Genomic DNA, 17,899 nt, shown 5'->3' with positions numbered 1-17,899 from the left:
ACATCGATATCATTTAGCGAATAACACGGTGACCTGCATGGAGCTTAGACATCTACGCTATTTTGTTGTAGTGGCTGAGGAACGGCACTTCACGCGGGCTGCGGAGCGACTCGGTATCGGGCAACCGCCACTGAGCCTGCAGATCCAGCGGCTCGAACGCGAGATCGGCGCGCAACTGTTTCGCCGACTGTCGCGCGGTGTTGAGCTGACCGAGGCGGGCGAGTTGTTGTTTGCCAATGCGCGTCAGATTCTCGCCCAGGTCGATCGCACATGCGCGGACGTGAAACGCCTCGCTCGTGGAGAATTGGGACATCTGCGCGTGGGGTTCGCGGGGGCCACTTACTTTCTGTCGCTGGTGCCCGCCATCATTCGCGAGTACCGGGGCCAGCACGCGGATGTGACGGTATCGCCGGAGCAAAGCAATACGCCATCGCTGGTGGAGGGGCTGCTCGAAGGTCGCGTCGACGTGGCGTTCATCCGGCCACCGATCCTGAGCGCCGACGAACTGGAAGTCGAGTTGCTGGTCAGGGAAGATATGGTGGTGGCGCTGCCACATAGCCACCCGCTCGCGCGGTCCGGCGCGCCGGTATCGCTCTCCGCACTTGCAGCCGAGACGTTCATCCTGTTCCCGCGCTCGATCGGCGCAGGGCTTTACGACGCGGTCACGGGCGCCTGTGAGCGGGCTGGTTTCATTCCGAGGCTTGGACAGGAGGCGCCGCAGATCACCTCAATCGTACCGATGGTGGGCGCCGGCTTCGGCGTTTCGATCGTGCCGCGTTCGACCAGCCAGATCCAGACTGACGAAGTGGTTTATCTGCCGATCTCGGGCGATTCACCCAAAGCGCCCATCAGTCTCGCGTGGCGGCGTCACGATCGGTCGCCGGTGGTACGCCGCTTTCTGACCGTAGCCCGTCGGATGGCGCGCGAGTGGCGCAAGCCGCCGACGTGAGGTCTGAGACTCAGGAACGACGTGCCGTCGGAGGCATCGAAGGCGTCATGCCGACGACGACAAGATTCCGATGGCTTGCACTTCGACCGCCAACGCCTGCCCGACGAGCAGGCGAGTAAGCGCGTGTCCGCTCACTAAGAGACGGTTTCAAAAGGACGCGTAGCTACTGTTAACTTTTGGCGCGACCTGTTAACCTGAGCCATCGTGACAACCGGATCAGGGAGATGGGCAAGCCGATCATCGACGACGAGTTGTGGAAACTGATCGAGCCACTTCTTCCGCCAGCCAAGCCCCGTCGGTTCAAGTACCCGCGGGCCGCAAGCCCGTACCGGATCGCGCGACGCTGACGGGCATTTTGTTCGTGCTGAAGACCGGCATCCGCTGGCGCGATCTTCCTGCGGAAATGGGATGTGGCTCGGGCGTGAGCTGCTGGCGGCGACTGCGCGACTGGCAACAGGCCGGCGTGTGGGACGCATTGCACGCGTTGCTGCTGACCAAGCTACGCGCAGCAAACCAGATCGACTTCTCACGTGTAGTCGTCCCTCGCGACCGACGCCAACGGTACGCCGATCGCGGCAATCCTGACCGGCGCCAACCGCAATGACGTCACGCAACTGATTCCCCTGATCGAGGCGATCTGATATATCAGATTTCACATGCAGCATTTGTCAAATGCTGTTTCTTGCCGGCCGACGGCTGCTGCGATGCGAGGCGACCGTAACCGTTTGCCACGAAAAGAGAATCGGCCTGACGGGATGTGCGGCCCACCTTGCTTGCAACGTCTCTCAACGCTCGCGTACCTCAAACCTCGCCAGTCGCACAACGTGACCGGAGCATCGCGCGACTCGGGAACGAAGACACCGATACCCGGCGGCACTCCGCCTCAGCCTGACGTTCAGTCTCCCCGTCAATCGCACGTGCGTCGAAGTCGGTCCGCCGACCCGATTCGGGATCAGCGCCAGCGGCTCTTCGCGGCAGAGTTCCCAGGGCGGCATCGAATCCGAAATAAACTCGGCGAGCCTACCCACGCTTCAACGGCGGGTGCACGAACGGCCAAGGAGTCCCGAGTCGACTGGGTATACGAAGGTGTCGCCAATACCATCGTGCAATGGAGCGCGCACCGCTTGCAGCCTAAAGTTGCTCTCCATGAGCAACGTGTGACACGAAAGGACGCACCATAACCCTGCCCCAAATCAGCAGAACACCTGTTTCCGCGGACCCAACCCGCTCGTCCCGCAAGGCATCACACATACGCCTAAGCAGATCACCTACAGCACACACGTGCTCGACGCCGTCGCAACGCTGAAGCAAGCCTGATTTTCCAAACCCACTGACAGGAACCCATCATGACCAACCCCAAGCTCGAAGTACTCACCCCGCAAAACTCCCAACTGCTTTTCATCGACCAACAGCCGCAGATGGCATTCGGTGTCCAGTCCATTGACCGGCAGGTGCTGAAGAACAATGTGGTGGGTCTGGCCAAGGCAGCGAAGATCTTCGACATTCCGACCACCATCACGTCGGTCGAAACGCAAAGTTTCTCGGGCTTTACTTACCCCGAACTGCTCGACGTATTTCCCGGCCAGCCGCTGCTCGAACGTACATCGATGAACTCCTGGGATGACCAGAAGGTTCGTGACGCGCTGGCGGCGAACGGACGCAACAAGATCGTGGTTTCAGGCCTGTGGACGGAGGTTTGCAACAACACCTTCGCACTCAGCGCCATGCTGGAAGGCGGCTACGAGATCTACATGGTTGAGGATGCCTCGGGTGGCACGTCGAAGGACGGCCACGACTATGCGATGCAGCGCATGATCCAGGCCGGCGTCGTGCCCGTGACGTGGCAACAGGTGTTGCTCGAATGGCAACGCGACTGGGCACGTCGTGATACGTACGACGCCGTCATGCAGGTAGTTCGGGAACATTCGGGTGCGTACGGGATGGGCGTGGACTACGCCTACACCATGGTGCACAAAGCGCCACAACGCGCGGCGGGTCAACACGAGATCGTGCCCGCAGTTCCGGCCAGGTAATCGGCCGCCCTCCGTCTCATTTGATAACCCGACGCTGGCTGTGCGGCGTGGCGCCGCCGGCCGGCAGGAGTAGTTTCGCTGCCTGCTCCAGACAAGCCCGATCTGATGTTGCCCGCGGCAAGAGAGATGAAGCCATGAAAGTCTATCTGTTATCACTAGGTGCCGGCGTACTGGTCGGTGTCATCTACCACCTGATTGGCGTGCGGTCGCCCGCCCCGCCGCTGGTTGCGCTGGTCGGCCTGCTCGGCATTCTCGCTGGAGAGCAGCTCGTTCCACTCAGCGAGCAATACTTATTGGGCGCCATTCGCTCAACGGCGCCGCGCGCATCGGACGAGGCAAGCACGGCATCAGGCTCACTGCGACACGGCATTTCTCGCGTCACAGCTGCGCGCAAGATTGCCGGGAACGAGGAGACCCGCTCATGAACACTTCCGCAAAATCCCCCGACCTGGTTCTGCACAACGGCCGCTTCACGACGCTGAACCGGGCGAACCCAACAGCGAGTGCGGTCGCCATCAGGGACGGCAAATTCATGGCCGTTGGCGACAATGCCGACATCATGTCGTTGGCAGGTACCGAGACAAAGGTGATTGACCTGAAGGGACGTTCCGTTTTGCCGGGACTCATCGACAATCACACACACGTCGTGCGCGGCGGCCTGAACTTCAACATGGAACTGCGGTGGGACGGCGTGCGAACGCTCGCCGACGCGATGAACTTGCTCAAGCGCCAGGTGGCCGTTACGCCACCACCGCAATGGGTGCGTGTGGTCGGTGGCTTCACCGAGCAGCAGTTCGTCGAGAAGCGGCTTCCCACCATCGAGGAACTGAACGCCGTCGCGCCCGAGACGCCGGTGTTCATCCTGCATCTTTACGACCGGGCGTTGCTGAACGCCGCGGCGCTGCGCGTGGTCGGCTATACGAAAGACACGCCGGAGCCGCCCGGCGGACAGATCATGCGCGACGGCGACGGCAACCCGACGGGACTGCTTCTGGCGAAACCGAATGCGTCGATCCTGTACGCAACCCTGGCGAAGGGGCCGAAGCTGCCGTTCGACTATCAGCTCAATTCGACGCGCCATTTCATGCGCGAGCTGAACCGGCTCGGCGTGACGGGGGTGATCGATGCGGGCGGCGGCTTCCAGAACTACCCCGAGGACTACGAGGTCATCGAAAAACTCGCCAACGACGGACAGATGACCGTGCGTCTCGCGTACAACCTGTTCACGCAGAAGCCGAAGGCCGAGAAGCAGGACTTCCTGAACTGGACGAAGACATCGAAGTACAAGCAGGGCGACGACTACTTCCGGCACAACGGCGCAGGCGAGATGCTGGTGTACTCCGCAGCGGATTTCGAGGACTTCCGCGAGCCGCGCCCGGACATGCCGCCGCAGATGGAAGATGAACTGGAAGACGTTGTGCGCGTGCTCGCCGAAAACCGCTGGCCATGGCGCATGCATGCAACCTATGACCAGACCATCAGCCGCGCGCTGGATGTCTTCGAGAAGGTCAACCGGGACATTCCGCTCGATGGCATCCACTGGTTCTTCGACCACGCCGAGACGATCTCCGAGCGTTCGATGGACCGGATCGCGGCGCTTGGCGGGGGCGTCGCGGTGCAACACCGAATGGCCTACCAGGGCGAGTATTTCGTCGAACGATACGGCGCGGCGGCGGCCGAGGCAACGCCGCCCATCGCGCGCATGCTCGAGAAGGGCGTGCGCACGTCGGCGGGCACCGATGCCACGCGTGTCGCTTCCTACAATCCGTGGGTGTCGCTTGCGTGGCTGGTGACGGGCAAGACGGTCGGCGGCCTGCGCCTCTATCCGCAGCGCAACCGCCTTGACCGCGATACGGCGCTGCGGATGTGGACCGAGAAGGTCACCTGGTTCTCCAACGAAGAAGGCAAGAAAGGCCAGATCGCCGTGGGGCAGCTCGCTGACCTGATCGTTCCCGACCGCGACTTCTTCACCTGCGCCGAGGACGATATCGCAAGCACGGTGTCGGATCTGACCATTGTCGGCGGCCGCATCGTGTATGGCGGCGCAGCGTTCGCTCATCTCGACGACGGCGCACCGCCTCCGGCGATGCCCGACTGGTCGCCCGTACGTCGCTTCGGTGGCTTCGCCGCATGGAAGGAGTCGAAGGGCGAAGGCGAAGCTTCGTTGCAGCAGATGGCGGCGGCGTCGTGCGGCTGCGCGAATGGCTGCGCCGTGCATGGCCACGACCACGCGCGCGCCTGGTCGGGCAACGCGCCGGCGTCCGACCTGCGCTCGTTCTGGGGCGCGCTTGGCTGCGCCTGCTGGGCGGTCTGACATGAGCACGCACGCACAAGGAAATCCGCACTGGATCGCCGCGCTGCTCGCGCAGCGCTGGCTGCCGCTGGTGGTCCCACGTTACGGGCAACTTCGTGCTGATTGGCGCTGAAGCGGCAGGCTTCGGCCAGGGCGCGTTCATGAAGTTGATGGCGTTGCCCGCATTCATAGCAGGCGTGGTCGTCAGCAGCGTGCTTTTGAAGAGCGTCGAACCTGAGACCCACAGCCACGCGGCGTGTGTTCTCTACGTTGTTCAGGCGGTACTTATGCTGGCCTTTTGCCTCGTGGGTGTCCGCGTCTCGCCCGCGGTGCATGCGGACAGTACGCCCGTCATCATTTGCGGGATGATCGGCGCAGCCGCAATGGGCGTGCAGAATGCGCACGGCCGCCTTGTCAAGCGTTCCGGTGTGCCGAACACCGTGATGACAGGCAACGTGACGCAGGCCGTGCTCGACACGATCGACATCCTGTCGCCGAAGATGCCATTCGCGGCACGAGCGGTGACGCGAACACGTCTGGGGAAGATGTTGCCGACGATTCTCGCGTTCGCAGCAGGAGCAATCTTTGGGACGCTCGCGTATCAGCACGCAGGGTTTCAGGCATTGCTGCTGCCGTGCGTGGCGCTCTTGTGGCCGGCTTTGAAGGCACGCTGCGGACAGAGGTGGTCGCGCAAATTCGGACAGCCGGATGAATAGAACACTCGGGGCGTGCGCCCGCGAGAATGCTGGCAAATCAACCTGAAAATATGGAATACATGACATGACTAGTTATAAAGCAGTTTTTCTGGCAGCCACATTGTTGGCAGGCGTGCAAGCTCACGCACAGGTCGCAGGCATTCAGCCTCTCAGCTTTTCGGTGGTTCAGTCAGAAGCCCTTCTTGAAGGGTGGAGCGCAAAGAAAAGCTTGCTCGATAAATCCGTTTATAACGACCAGAACGAGAAGGTTGGAACTGTCCGGGATCTGATTGTCGCACCGGACGGGTCCATCTCTGCCGCGATCATTTCGGCCGGCGGGTTTCTAAACGTCCCGCACCACGATATTGCGGTGCCCATTGGCAGCCTGGACGTCCACGACGGCAATCTGTACCTGCCCGGTGCGACGATAGCGCTGGTCAAGGCGACACCCGCATTCCAATACGCCAAAGTCCAATCGCCGCCCAAGCCGAAGAAGCAGCTAGCCCATTAGCGAGGTTCATGGTGATGCACGCCCGCTTTCCTTACCTGCGGGCAAGAAATGATGAACACCCCTGAATGGATGTACAGCTTTGAAAAGGTCGCGAACGATGGGTGCGGTGCCTGGACGGCAAGGAGGCTCAATCTGGCTCGACCTCGTCTCATGCATGTAACCGTAAGCCCTCGCTAACCTGAGGGTCGAGTCAGCGAATCGTTTGCTCAAGGAGATTGTGCCCGTGAAAGTCTCTCATTTGCTTCGATGTGCCGCTGTCGGTACAACCCTCATATCGAATGTAGTCCACCCACATGAGATCGGTGCCAGCCTCGATTGTCATTTCGGTCCTCACGAATTTATTGAACAGTTGGTCGAAGATAAGGAGATCGATCGGCTTCCGATAAATGTGTCGGCCAACTCGGTCAACGCGTATCGGGTGAGACCGAACCAGAACCTGACTGCACTCGGATTCAAAGTCCGGGCTGTATTTGGCTTCTCCCCGAACGATGACATGTTCATCTCCAAGAGCGGGGGAGACGAAGCGCGCCGCCAGGTCTATGGCGTTGTCGTAATGGCGGAGGGAGAGGCGGTTAGCGAACGCATTCGCGATTCTGGAAGCCCGGCGACGGTGAAGGAAGTCATGCCCCTCGTCATGTCGGCCGTCATATGTGAGAAATAGCTCGTCCCGAATGGCCCGAAGCCCAGGGTATGCGCCACTAATGATGCAATCACCCCTGATTTATATGGAATCCTACGAATGAAAAACCCAGGCCCGCAACAACACGCCCGCTAACGGACTTTTTCTTTATATCCTTAGCGATCTCAGTGGCGACGGCTGGCCGCAGTCGCCATCGGCAGTCTCAACGCGGCCATGAAGGAATAATCGATGAGTCAACCAGACAATTTCGCCGCACCGGTCGAGACAGAACTGACCGGAATCGATCTGATCAACAATCCGATGCTCAACAAGGGCACCGCTTTTACCGACGAAGAACGCGATGCATTTAAGCTGCACGGATTGCTTCCACCGCATGTCGGCTCGCTCGATGAGCAGGTCGAGCGCCGGTTGAAGGTGCTGCGCGCCTTTGCGACTGACTTCGAGCGCTACGCTTTTTTGCGCGAGTTGCAGGACAGTGACGAAACGCTGTTCTACGCGCTGATTGCCAGCAATCTCGAAGAGACCTTGCCGCTGATTTATACACCGACCGTGGGCGAAGGCTGCCAGCGCTTCAGCGAAATCTGGCACAGGCCACGCGGTGTCTTCGTCAGTTACCCGAACAGGCACCGCATTCGCGAAATGTTGTCGGACCCCCGCTTCGATAATGTGCGCATCATCGTAGTCAGTGACGGTGAGCGTATCTTGGGGCTCGGGGACCAGGGCGCCGGCGGCATGGGCATCTCGATCGGTAAGCTTGCACTTTATACGGCCTGTGCAGGCATTCATCCGAGTGAAACACTGCCGGTACTGTTGGATGTCGGAACGAACAACCAGGAGCGCCTTGACGATCCGCTTTATATCGGATGGAGGAACAAGCGCATAGGTCGCGAGGAGTACGATGCTTTCGTCGAAGAATTCGTTACGGCGGTGGCAGAGCGGTGGCCCGACGTACTGCTCCATTGGGAAGATTTCGCGGGTTCGAACGCCGCACGTCTCCTCGAGCGCTATCGCGATCGGCTCTGCACCTTCAACGACGATATCCAGGGCACCGCCGCCATCGCGGCCAGCTCGCTTATGGCCGCCGTCAACGTCACCGGTGTACCACTAACGGAGCAGCGCATTGCCGTGCTCGGCGCCGGATCGGCCGGATGCGGCATCGCCTCTCTGTTGCTCCAGGCCATGATCGATGCTGGGGTCGACGAGGTGGAGGCACGCCGCCGCTTCTTCCTTGTCGACCGTAACGGACTGCTTGTAGAGGGCTTGGCGGACATTACGCCGGCACAGAGGCCATTTCTTCAGAACCCGGAGGTCGTCGCGAATTGGAGCCGTGAGGTGCCGGGCACGGTCGGTCTGGCCGACGTCGTTTCGAATGCGCATCCGACGGTGCTAATCGGAGTTTCGGGGCAGGCTGGCGCCTTCAGCGAGTCTATTGTTCGCACCATGGCGCGTTACATTGAGCGGCCGGTTATCTTCCCGCTGTCCAATCCGACCTCGCGCAGCGAAGCTACACCGGAGCAGCTCATGCTATGGAGCGAGGGCCGTGCGCTCATCGGTACGGGAAGTCCGTTCCCGCCGCTCCACTGGAACGGCCAGACACGCAAGGTCAATCAAACCAACAATTCATATGTTTTTCCCGGCGTCGGACTGGGTGTCCTCGCCTCCGGTGCTCGTCGCATCACCGATGCGATGTTCATGGTCGCCGGAAAGACCGTGGCCGCACTGTCACCTACCGTTAGGGACAAGGATGGGCTGCTGCTGCCGCCTGTTACTGAACTGCGCAAGGTTGCGGTGGCCGTCGCGAAGGCCGTCGCGCTTCAGGCGCAACTCGACGGTGTTGCGCAGCCGTGCGACGCAGCCACCCTCGACGCACGCATTGCGGCGCGCGTCTGGGAGCCGCATTATCGGCCCTATCGGAAACGCGGCTAGAAGTCGGACTCGTGCGGCAGCATTAGATGTCGCACGAGTCCAACCCTTTTCACCGCGTGATCGGGCATTGATAAACTGTGGAAACCAGGGTCTGTTTACATTCGCTGAAGTGTCTTCGAAAAAACCCTGGAGACGTCGGATGCGAGCTTGTGAACCGCCGGCACGACGATATGCGCGGGGCGCTGGTGATCGAGCTGCTGGATCCGTTCGCCCAGGTCGGTCTCGACGACCGTGATGCCGCGCGGCGCTACGATGTAGTCGTAGCCGGAGAAGTTCTTGAGGAACAGCGCTTCAGTGGCCGCGGCATCTTTCTCGCAACCGCGGTTGCCCAGCGGCTGACCGCAGTGGTGTCCGGCTCGCTCCCCTAGCGCCACAGGTTGGTTTGCGCGAGATCGATCACCTGATCCGCTTGTCCGTTCAGGATTGCCCTGACCATATAAAGCGAGAACCCCTTTGCCATTTCGAGGTTGACCGCGGGTGGCATCGCCAGCTCCATCCGGTTGACGACCGCGTCGATCAGCACCGGACCGTCGTGGGCGAACGCCGCGGCGATACCGGGCTCGACATCGTCTGGCTTTTCAAGGCGGATACCGCGGATTCCGACCGCTTCGGCCATGGCGGCGAAATTCGGGTTGTTCAGCTCGGTGCCGATCGGCACGAACGAGGTGGACTTCTGTTCGAGTTCGATGAAGCCGAGCGCGCCATTGTTGAAGACCACCACCTTGACCGGCAGGCCCAGTTGCGCAAGGCTCAGGAAATCGCCCATCAGCATCGCGAAGCCGCCGTCTCCTGACATGGAGATCACCTGGCGGTCGGGAAAGGCCGCCTGTGCGCCGATCGCCTGCGCCATGGCGTTTGCCATCGAGCCGTGCCAGAACGAACCCATCAGCCGTCGCTTGCCGTTCATCGCGAGGTAGCGTGCGCCCCATACCGTCGGCAAGCCAACGTCGCAGGTAAACACGGCGTCTTCCGACGCGTGGTCGCTGATCGCCTTCGCAACCTGCTGTGGATGGATCAGCGACTTCCTGGCACCGGCCTGCGCCAGCGCGTCGAGATCCTTACGAGCCTTGTGGTAGTGCTGCTGCGCCTGCGTGAGATGCGCGGCGTCGGTTTTCTCCTGCAGCTTCGGCAGGAGCGCCGTGAGCGTCGCCTTCACGTCGCCGACGATGCCCAGATCAAGCGATGTGCGGCGCCCGAGATTACCGGGGCGGATGTCAATCTGGACGATGCGTGTCCCGGTTTTGCGGGGATAGAACTGGCTATAGGGAAAGTCTGTTCCCAGCATCAGCAGCAGATCGCAATCAAGCATCGCGTAGTAGCCCGACGAGAATCCGATCAGGCCGGTCATGCCTACGTCGTACGGATTGTCCCATTCAACGTGCTCCTTGCCGCGCAACGCATGGACGATCGGCGCTTTCAGCCGCTCAGCTAGCGCCACCACCTCGTCGTGTGCACCCGCGCAGCCCGAACCGCACAACATGGTCACGCGACCCTGCCCATTGACAATCTCGGCCAGCCGGACGAGATCGGCTTCGGCTGGTGTGACGACCGCCTGCGGCGGCAACAGGCCCGCTGGCGAGGGCTGCGGCGCATCCACTGCCTGCTGCAACGCGACGTCGCCCGGAATCACGACCACCGACACGCCGCGCTTGCCGGTCGCCTCGCGAATCGCGATTTCCAGCGTGCGCGGCATCTGGTTGGCGCTCGAGATCAATTCGCAGTAGTGGCTGCACTCCTTGAACAACGATTCCGGATGGGTTTCCTGAAAGTAGCCGCTGCCGATTTCCCGCGACGGGATATGCGCAGCGATCGCCAGCACCGGAACGCCAGAACGATGACAGTCGAACAGGCCATTGATCAGATGAAGGTTGCCCGGGCCACAACTGCCGGCGCAGACCGTGAGCGAACCCGTCAGGTGTGCTTCGGCACCCGCGGCGAACGCGGCGACCTCTTCGTGTCGCACATGGATCCACTCGATACCGCCGTGACGGCGGATCGCGTCGGTCAAGCCGTTGAGGCTATCGCCCACGATGCCGTACACCCGCTTAACGCCGGCTGTGACCAGTACTCCAACAAACTGCTCCGCTACGGTCATTGACATAGCAATTTTCCAATAGATAACGATTGATTGACTGCCCGCGCGTGCCCGTCTCGATATTAGTTCGCAACGGAAGATGCGTCAGGTCATGTTACGAATCCGTCCGGGGACGGTCCAAGACCAGCCTGTTATGCTTCTATGTCGTTTTTCCTATAGTGTCCGGAGCCGGCGCACCGGCCTGCCCAGGCATGCGCCGCTCCCCGAAGCTGCAGGAGCGGCTAGAACCTGCCGACTAGAACACGTTGACCACGATGATCGCCATCAGCGCCATGACGGCCCGCGATACCGCATAGCCCGTTGCATATCCGAACACAGGTACCCTTCACGAATAACCAGGCTGAGCGCGACATCCGCATGCCCAAGCTCAAGCTCAAGCTCAAGCTCAAGCTCAAGCTCAAGCAGAAAGTCTCAGGCTGTTTCCGCAGCCAGGACGGCCTCGACGCCTTCTGCACCATCCGCTCCTATCTCGCCACTTTGCGTAAGCAGTCCAGACCACTCTTTGAAGCCTTGGCTCGCGCGTTCGCCGGCAACGTGCTCTCTCCTATGCCGACTGCTGAATAGTTACATCCCTTTTACGGTTGGTACGGGTTGTCGATGCGAGCCTGGACAGGCGTCGTCCCTACCTCCGCAAGGGGTATGCCAACTGGACCAATCACTTGTAGTACATTGTTTTCACAATGATATTTTAAGTAGCAGTACTGTTTTAAAGGACGATTCGTTCGCTTTTCAGAACATCGGCCCCACAGCCGGTTCGAAGCGCCGAACGGCAGCGCCGCCCGTTACGCCTCGTTCTGGACCGGAATCTCGTGTTTGCGGATCTTGCCGAACAACGTCGTTTTCGGGACTTGCAGCGCCACTGCTGTGCGGGACATGTTCCCGTCGTTGCGGCGCAACTCCTCGACAATCAAGCCACGCTCGAAGGCACGGAGGCACCCTTTTTCTCGACGAGATCGAGAGCATGCCAATGGCCATGCAGGTGAAGTTCCTGCGTTTGCTCCAGGAACGGGTGGTCGAGCGGCTGGGTTCCAATCAGCTCATCCAGGTCGACTTCCGTGTGATCGCCGCGACGAAGGCTGATCTGCTCGCCCTGTCCGAAGAGGGCAAATTCCGCGCCGATCTGCATTTCCGCCTGAACGTCGCAACGATCAACCTCCCACCGCTGCGCGCGCGGCGCGAGGACATCCCGCTTCTTTTCGATACCTTCGTCAATCAGGCCGCGGTGCGCCTGAATCAGGCACCGCCGCCAGTGAAGGACGCTGTGATCCGCGAATTGCTCGTACACAACTGGCCCGGCAACGTGCGGGAACTGCGTAACCAGGCCGAGCGCTATGTGCTGGGCCTGAGGACCGCGCCTGAAGGGGCAGTCGCGGATGGCCCCCTGTCGCTCATGAGCGCAGTGGAAGCCTTCGAGCGTGGCTTGATTGTCGAGGAGTTGCGCCGCAACGACGGGAACATGTCCCGCACAGCAGTGGCGCTGCAAGTCCCGAAGACGACGTTGTTCGGCAAGATCCGCAAACACGAGATTCCGGCCCAGAACGAGGCGTAACGGGCGGCGCTGCCGTTCGGCGCTTCGAACCGGCTGTGGGGCCGATGTTCTGAAAAGCGAACGAATCGTCCTTTAAAACGGTGCTCCTACTTAAAATTTGCCTTTAAAAACAAAGTATTCCAACTGGTTGGCGCAGTTGGCATACCCCTTGCGGAGTTAGGGGCGACGCCTGTCCAGGCTCGCATCGACAACCCGTACCAACCGCAAAAGGGATTTGCATTCGTGGCTAACCGCAATGTAGTTGAAACCGAAGCGCTCTCTGCCGCGACCGCGGCACCCGCGTGCGCACCACTTATCGGAGCTGCGCTGCTGCACGACCCGCATAACAAGGGCACTGCGTTTTCGCGCGAAGAACGCCGCCGGCTCGGGCTCGAGGGGTTGCTGCCAGACCCTATTTACGTCGCCGGAAAGTCTTAACTTTGAAAAACCTTTTTGTTGCTATTAAAGATGGAACGCAAACGTTTGATAAAAATCAAGTCGTCCCAGCGCCCAATCCGGCTTCGCCGGCTGCTGAGTGCTCACGAAATCGCTGCCCTATTGGTGTTGGCGGCTGGCTCGGTTGAACTGAGCGCAGGTACACCGGATTTCCTGGCTTTGCAGAACGATGGCCTCGTCTGCGTCGTCGAGTCTCGGTATGCGCTCACCACGGCTGGCAGTGCTGTGCTGTATCAATGCAAGAAAAAAACGACCCTGCAATGGAGCTAACCATGCGATACCTATCCCTTGAACAAGAGAAAGACCCCTCCTTCTCGTCGCCCGCGTGCTGTTGATGGTTCTGTTCATCCTGTTCGGTTGGCAGAAGCTTACTGGCTTCTCCGGCACCATCGCCTACATGACGTCGGCGGGCGCGCCGGCTCCGACGCTCTCGGCGATCATCGCGGTCGTGATGGAGTTCGCGGTGGGCATCGCGATCGTCGTGGGCTTCTTCACTCGCCCGCTTGCGCTACTCCTCGCGGTCTGTACGCTTGGCACGGCCTTGATCGGACACCACTACTGGACGATGAAGGGTATGGAGCAGTACGCAAACATGATCAACTTCTATAAGAACATCAGCATCATCGGCGCCCTGCTTTTGCTGTGCATCACAGGCCCCGGAAAGTTATCGCTCGACCGCGGGTAGAAGCGAGCGGTGGATCTGATCTGAAGCGTACGGTGCGTCGCGGTTCGATGTAGAAGCTCCTGTCGAGATTTTTAGGAATACTTGAAATGAAACTAGTTTCCCAATACCAGATTCGCCGGATCGAAGTGATACAGACCGCTTCCTCCGTCGCGTTCTGCTGCGGTGTTGTATCGCTGGTTGCCATGGCGCTATTCGGCAGCGACCTGTTCAATCTACTGTAATCCACGAAAGCTGACGCAAGGCCACGTTTCGACACGCAGACGACCACGAGTTGAACTCGCGACGGCGCATTCGCGCACATGGAACAGAGAACATGATGGAACCCTTGACCGAAATGAGAGCATTCGTGGCCGTTGCCAGGCTGCAGAGCTTCACACGGGCAGCCGATAGTTTGGGCATGACCAAAGCGCGCATTTCGCGAGCGATCGCGCATCTCGAGACACGATCGCAGGCGCGGCTCTTCAACCGCACGACACGACGAGTCTGCCTGACGGAAACCGCCCGTGCATACTACGAATGTTGCGAAAGCATCCTCGCACAGATCGAGGCGGCGGAACTGCGTCTGAAGTCGGAAAGGCAGCAATTGTCCGGCACCCTGAGGCTGGTTGTGCACCCAGGCGCCGCCGCTTCGGACCTCCCGCGGATCCTCGTCGGGTACAAGGCGCGGGCTCCGCAAGTCGATCTGGAGATCTCGATCAGCGACACCAGAACCGACATCGTTGCGGGCGGGTACGACATCGGCATTCTTCCGCCGGACCTAATTTCAAATAGCACTGCGGTAATCCGGTTGATCAGGAGGTCCCAGCGGATCCTCGTGGCATCGACCTCATATCTGGATTCGCACGGTCGCCCCCGAGTGGCCGCCGATTTGTGCGGTCATACACTGATGCACGCGCTGGATCCGGTCCAACGAACCGAACGCAAGCTTGTTCTTCGTAAGGGATCGCAGACCGAGGAATGTCGAATCAGGTCCTCGCTCTGCGCAAACGACTCCGTGCTCCAGATGTGTGCGATGGCGAGCATGGGCATCGCGCTTGTGCCGTCCGATCTGGTAAGGGATGCGTTGCGAAGCGGCGCGCTCGAACATGTGCTGCCCGACCACACGGCAGACGGCGCCGGGACGGCGTTGTGCCTCGCCTATCCGTCCCGGGAGTTAATGCCCGCGAGCAGTCGGGTTTTTATCGACTACTGCATCGGGCTACTTCGTCCCCCGTCTGTGGATCAATGGACCGCGCCTGGCGCCAGCATCCGGCCTGCAGTAGGCGCCCCTGCGCAGCATCTGTGGGCGGAAATGATGACGGACGGGAGCGCGCGATGATCCATGGACTGAACTGGCTCTGCACGAAACACCCAGATGTCGTGCTCTGCATCGCAATTCTTGTCGCTGGCATTAGCCTCGTTGCTTCGCACAAGGTGGATTCGCTTGCTCATCGCCACGCGGATCGCAAGTTATCGGTATTTGCGGACACGACCTGGCCATGGGTAATGTTTTGAATGCCTTGGAGTGTGTGCACAGGACGATCAGGATTCCACGCTTCATCATCGCGCGCGCGGGCCAGATCCTGGCGCTGTCCGGCAGTCTGCTGCTGGGCGGGTGCGCGCGAGCACCGTCGATCGCACTGTTTGGCGCAGCCTTCCCCGACTGGTTGTTCTGTATCGCCGGTGGGGTTGCTGCTACGGTGGCTGTCCATGTCGCGCTGGGCAAGCTCGGCGCGCGGTGCTGGCTTGCCCCCGTGGCTGTCAGTTATACGGCGCTGAGCGCATCGCTTGCCATGGCGGCCTGGCTGATCCTTTTCTCTCATTGATAGTTACCACGGTGTATGACAGAGTCTGCTGGCGCATTGCGAAACAAGAAACTTCCCGCATTGATCGTTGTCCTCATCACCTCGCTATTGGCCGGTTTCGTTCTCTGGCGTCTCGATCATGCGCCGAGCACCGACGACGCCTATGTCTACGCCGACACGATCAGCGTCGTGCCGGAAGTGAACGGGCGCATCGTCGAGATGCCAGTGCGCGACAACCAGCCCGTCAAGCAGGGCGACCTGCTGTTCAGGATCGATCCGCGGCCGTACAAGGATGCGCTGAATCAGGCCCGCGCGCGGCTCGTGACGCTCGACAAGCAGATCGCGCTCACGCAGCGCTCGGTCAACGCGCAGCAATACAACGCCGATTCCGTGAAGGCGGCGGTCGAGCGGTCCCGCGCGCAGGCAGGTCAGGCGGCCGATACGCTGCGCCGCATGGAGCCGCTGCTGGCGCAAGGCTATACGTCGGCGGAAGACGTCGATCGCGCTCGCACCGCGCAACGGTCGGCGCAAGCGGAATTGAACGCGGCGATGTTGCAGGCCCAGCAGGCCGCCGCCTCGGTGAGCGGCGTCGATGCGCTGGTCGCGCAACGCGCCGAAGTCGAGGCGCAGATCGCGATCGCGGAATTGAACCTCGAGTTCACCGAGGTGCGTGCGCCGTTCGATGGACGGGTTGCCGCGTTGCGCACGACGGTCGGCCAGTTCGCGTCGGCGCTCAAGCCGGTCTTTACGCTGATTGATACGCGTCATTGGTACGTGATCGCGAATTTCCGCGAGACGGATCTGAAGGGCGTGCATGCCCGCCTGCCGGCCACCGTCTATCTGATGAGCGACACCGGCAAGCGGTTCGACGGCAAGATTGATTCGATCAGCTACGGCGTGCTGCCCGACGATGGCGGCGTGGTGATGGAGGGGTTGCCGCGCGTGGCGCGCAGCATCAACTGGGTGCACGTATCGCAGCGCTTCCCGGTCAAGATCGCGGTGCAGAACCCGGATCCGGACATGTTCAGGATCGGCACGTCGGCGGTCGCCACGTTGCGGCGCGGCGCGTCGCGGTGAGCATCGCGTGAGCACCGCGCAAACCGCGCCGGGCAGCCTTCAGCGCTTCGCCGGCTTCGTCGGTGGCGAGATCCGCCCGTACCCGGGGCGAATGAACGTGACGCTGCGCTGCGTCCTCGCGAGCGCGCTCGTCATCGTCACGTCGATGGCGCTGCAGGTGCCGCTCCTCGCGTTGTCGCTGATCGTCGTGTTCTACGTGACGCAGGCGAATGTCGTCGTGACGCGCCTGATCGGCACGCTGTTCGTCATCGGGTCGACGGTAGCGATCGGCAGCGCGATTCTGGTGCTCAAGTTCACGTACGACTATCCGCTGCTGAGAATTCTGCTGGCCGGCGCGCTGTTCTTTGTCAGCGTCTACCTGATGCGAGTGGCCAGGATCGGCGTCGTATTCTTCATCGTCGGCCTCGTCGTCATCTACGTGCAGACGTTCGTCGATCGTACCGACCAGGCCGAACTGCTGGTGCGTGCGGCGCTGTGGGTCTGGGTCGCGATCAACTATGCGATCGCGCTGACGCTCGTGATCAATACGCTGTTCCTGCCCGCGGAACCCGTGCGTCAGCTCGAAGCCGCGATGTGCGGGCAGCTGGCTGCAATCGACGCGAGCCTTACTGAATTCGAGCAACGCGCATCGGTGGCAGGCGGTCCGGGGGTGCGCGACATCCAGGCCGGGATGCTGACGCTCCAGAAGCTGCTCCGTTTCGCAACGATGCGGGATCCGGCCTATCGCGCGAACCAGGCATTGCACCTGGCGCGGGTCGCGACGGTGTCGCGGCTGTACGCCGCCACCGGCCATCTGCCGGCCACTGCCGCAGGAGTGACGGCCGACGCGATTCCCGCGCTGCGTGACGCATGCCGGCGCCTCCAGGACGCGATCAAGACGGGCACGCCGTTTGTCGCCCCCCGGCCGCTGGTCGAGTTGACCGCCAACGGCTTGCCCGGCGCGCTGACAGAAATGCATGACGCATTGCTGGCGTTCGCGGATCGATCGGCTGCGCCGCCTTCCGCCGAATCGCCGGCCGAGCAGGCGCGCCAACTGGTACCCGATGCGTTCACCAACCCGGTCTACGCGCAGTTCGCGCTGAAGACGCTGATGGCGGCGTTGTTCAGCTACGTCTTTGAGGTTCCCTCTGTTTTTCGCCTTCCAGAGGCCCTTGGTTATGCAGCGACATCCCTCGTCTGCTGAGCGTTGATCCAGTCTTGCAGGAACTGAACCGGTGATGCAAAGCC

The 17,899-nt window shown here is 61.1% G+C and carries 18 protein-coding genes and 3 pseudogenes; 19 read left to right on the top strand and 2 right to left on the bottom strand.

Annotated features, from left to right (window positions below; translation table 11 throughout):
- The first annotated feature begins 37 nt into the window (after positions 1-37).
- The 10 genes and pseudogenes from HV744_RS21180 (at position 38) to HV744_RS38525 (ending at position 9,415) form a co-directional block, all read left to right on the top strand.
- Positions 38-949, top strand: coding sequence for a LysR family transcriptional regulator (locus HV744_RS21180; RefSeq protein ID WP_175151368.1), 912 nt, complete (start codon positions 38-40; stop codon positions 947-949).
- Between the two features lie 224 nt (positions 950-1,173).
- Positions 1,174-1,587: pseudogene (locus HV744_RS21175) on the top strand (transposase); the annotation flags it as partial.
- Between the two features lie 708 nt (positions 1,588-2,295).
- Positions 2,296-2,982, top strand: coding sequence for a hydrolase (locus HV744_RS21170; RefSeq protein ID WP_175151367.1), 687 nt, complete (start codon positions 2,296-2,298; stop codon positions 2,980-2,982).
- 134 nt (positions 2,983-3,116) lie between these two features.
- Positions 3,117-3,407 carry a DUF1427 family protein gene (locus tag HV744_RS21165; protein ID WP_175151366.1) on the top strand — a complete coding sequence of 97 codons (291 nt, stop codon included), beginning with the start codon at positions 3,117-3,119 and terminating at the stop codon, positions 3,405-3,407.
- Positions 3,404-5,296 carry an amidohydrolase gene (locus HV744_RS21160; protein ID WP_175151365.1) on the top strand — a complete coding sequence of 631 codons (1,893 nt, stop codon included), beginning with the start codon at positions 3,404-3,406 and terminating at the stop codon, positions 5,294-5,296. The genes HV744_RS21165 and HV744_RS21160 overlap by 4 nt, the downstream gene beginning before the upstream one ends.
- 95 nt (positions 5,297-5,391) lie before the next feature.
- Positions 5,392-5,991 (top strand): YoaK family protein, encoded by a 600-nt coding sequence (locus HV744_RS21155; protein WP_246279134.1) that lies wholly within the window; start codon positions 5,392-5,394, stop codon positions 5,989-5,991.
- 64 nt (positions 5,992-6,055) lie between these two features.
- A complete protein-coding gene (locus HV744_RS21150) occupies positions 6,056-6,481 on the top strand; it encodes a PRC-barrel domain-containing protein (protein ID WP_175151364.1) in 426 nt (141 codons plus the stop codon).
- Positions 6,482-6,704: 223 nt separating this feature from the next.
- On the top strand, positions 6,705-7,142 hold the full coding sequence (locus tag HV744_RS21145) for a hypothetical protein (protein ID WP_246279133.1): 438 nt from the start codon (positions 6,705-6,707) through the stop codon (positions 7,140-7,142).
- Between the two features lie 207 nt (positions 7,143-7,349).
- The gene (locus HV744_RS21140) at positions 7,350-9,047 is read left to right on the top strand and encodes an NAD-dependent malic enzyme (protein ID WP_175151363.1); all 1,698 of its coding nucleotides are present in this window, start codon (positions 7,350-7,352) and stop codon (positions 9,045-9,047) included.
- Positions 9,048-9,196: 149 nt separating this feature from the next.
- Positions 9,197-9,415, top strand: a complete 219-nt coding sequence (locus HV744_RS38525; RefSeq protein WP_175151355.1) for a hypothetical protein — start codon at positions 9,197-9,199, stop codon at positions 9,413-9,415.
- Here the strand turns inward: HV744_RS38525 and poxB are convergent.
- Positions 9,412-11,148, bottom strand: a complete 1,737-nt coding sequence (gene poxB / locus HV744_RS21130; protein WP_175151362.1) for a ubiquinone-dependent pyruvate dehydrogenase — start codon at positions 11,146-11,148, stop codon at positions 9,412-9,414. The two genes, HV744_RS38525 and poxB, sit on opposite strands and share 4 nt — an antisense overlap.
- 303 nt (positions 11,149-11,451) lie before the next feature.
- Here poxB and HV744_RS21125 point away from each other — a divergent pair.
- Positions 11,452-11,706 (top strand): annotated as a pseudogene (locus tag HV744_RS21125) (hypothetical protein); the annotation flags it as partial.
- A gap of 218 nt (positions 11,707-11,924) precedes the next feature.
- On the opposite strand, the gene HV744_RS37470 reads toward HV744_RS21125, so the two are convergent.
- The gene (locus tag HV744_RS37470; RefSeq protein ID WP_246279132.1) at positions 11,925-12,017 is read right to left on the bottom strand and encodes a hypothetical protein; all 93 of its coding nucleotides are present in this window, start codon (positions 12,015-12,017) and stop codon (positions 11,925-11,927) included.
- A 92-nt stretch (positions 12,018-12,109) separates the two neighbouring features.
- On the opposite strand from HV744_RS37470, the gene HV744_RS21115 reads away from it, so the two are divergent.
- The 8 genes and pseudogenes from HV744_RS21115 (at position 12,110) to HV744_RS21085 (ending at position 17,855) form a co-directional block, all read left to right on the top strand.
- On the top strand, positions 12,110-12,691 hold the full coding sequence (locus HV744_RS21115; RefSeq protein ID WP_484555896.1) for a sigma 54-interacting transcriptional regulator: 582 nt from the start codon (positions 12,110-12,112) through the stop codon (positions 12,689-12,691).
- Between the two features lie 447 nt (positions 12,692-13,138).
- Complete coding sequence (locus HV744_RS21110; RefSeq protein ID WP_246279131.1) at positions 13,139-13,396, top strand: hypothetical protein; 258 nt, start codon at positions 13,139-13,141, stop codon at positions 13,394-13,396.
- A gap of 2 nt (positions 13,397-13,398) precedes the next feature.
- A pseudogene (locus HV744_RS21105) lies at positions 13,399-13,811 on the top strand (DoxX family protein).
- A gap of 86 nt (positions 13,812-13,897) precedes the next feature.
- Positions 13,898-14,032: a hypothetical protein gene (locus HV744_RS38025; RefSeq protein WP_281363660.1), complete on the top strand. Its 135-nt coding sequence runs from the start codon at positions 13,898-13,900 to the stop codon at positions 14,030-14,032.
- Positions 14,033-14,124: 92 nt separating this feature from the next.
- Entirely contained in the window at positions 14,125-15,129 is a 1,005-nt protein-coding gene (locus HV744_RS21100) for a LysR family transcriptional regulator (protein WP_175151359.1), read from the top strand.
- 160 nt (positions 15,130-15,289) lie between these two features.
- Positions 15,290-15,616 carry a YtcA family lipoprotein gene (locus HV744_RS21095; protein WP_175151358.1) on the top strand — a complete coding sequence of 109 codons (327 nt, stop codon included), beginning with the start codon at positions 15,290-15,292 and terminating at the stop codon, positions 15,614-15,616.
- A gap of 15 nt (positions 15,617-15,631) precedes the next feature.
- Positions 15,632-16,672 (top strand): multidrug transporter subunit MdtN, encoded by a 1,041-nt coding sequence (gene mdtN, locus HV744_RS21090; protein ID WP_175151357.1) that lies wholly within the window; start codon positions 15,632-15,634, stop codon positions 16,670-16,672.
- A gap of 7 nt (positions 16,673-16,679) precedes the next feature.
- A complete protein-coding gene (locus HV744_RS21085) occupies positions 16,680-17,855 on the top strand; it encodes an FUSC family protein (RefSeq protein WP_175151356.1) in 1,176 nt (391 codons plus the stop codon).
- Positions 17,856-17,899: the final 44 nt, after the last annotated feature.

This window comes from Paraburkholderia ultramafica (genome assembly GCF_902859915.1).
GTDB lineage: Bacteria > Pseudomonadota > Gammaproteobacteria > Burkholderiales > Burkholderiaceae > Paraburkholderia > Paraburkholderia ultramafica.
The sequence above is the reverse complement of the archived record's forward strand: the minus strand, read 5'-3'. Positions and strand labels throughout refer to the sequence as shown.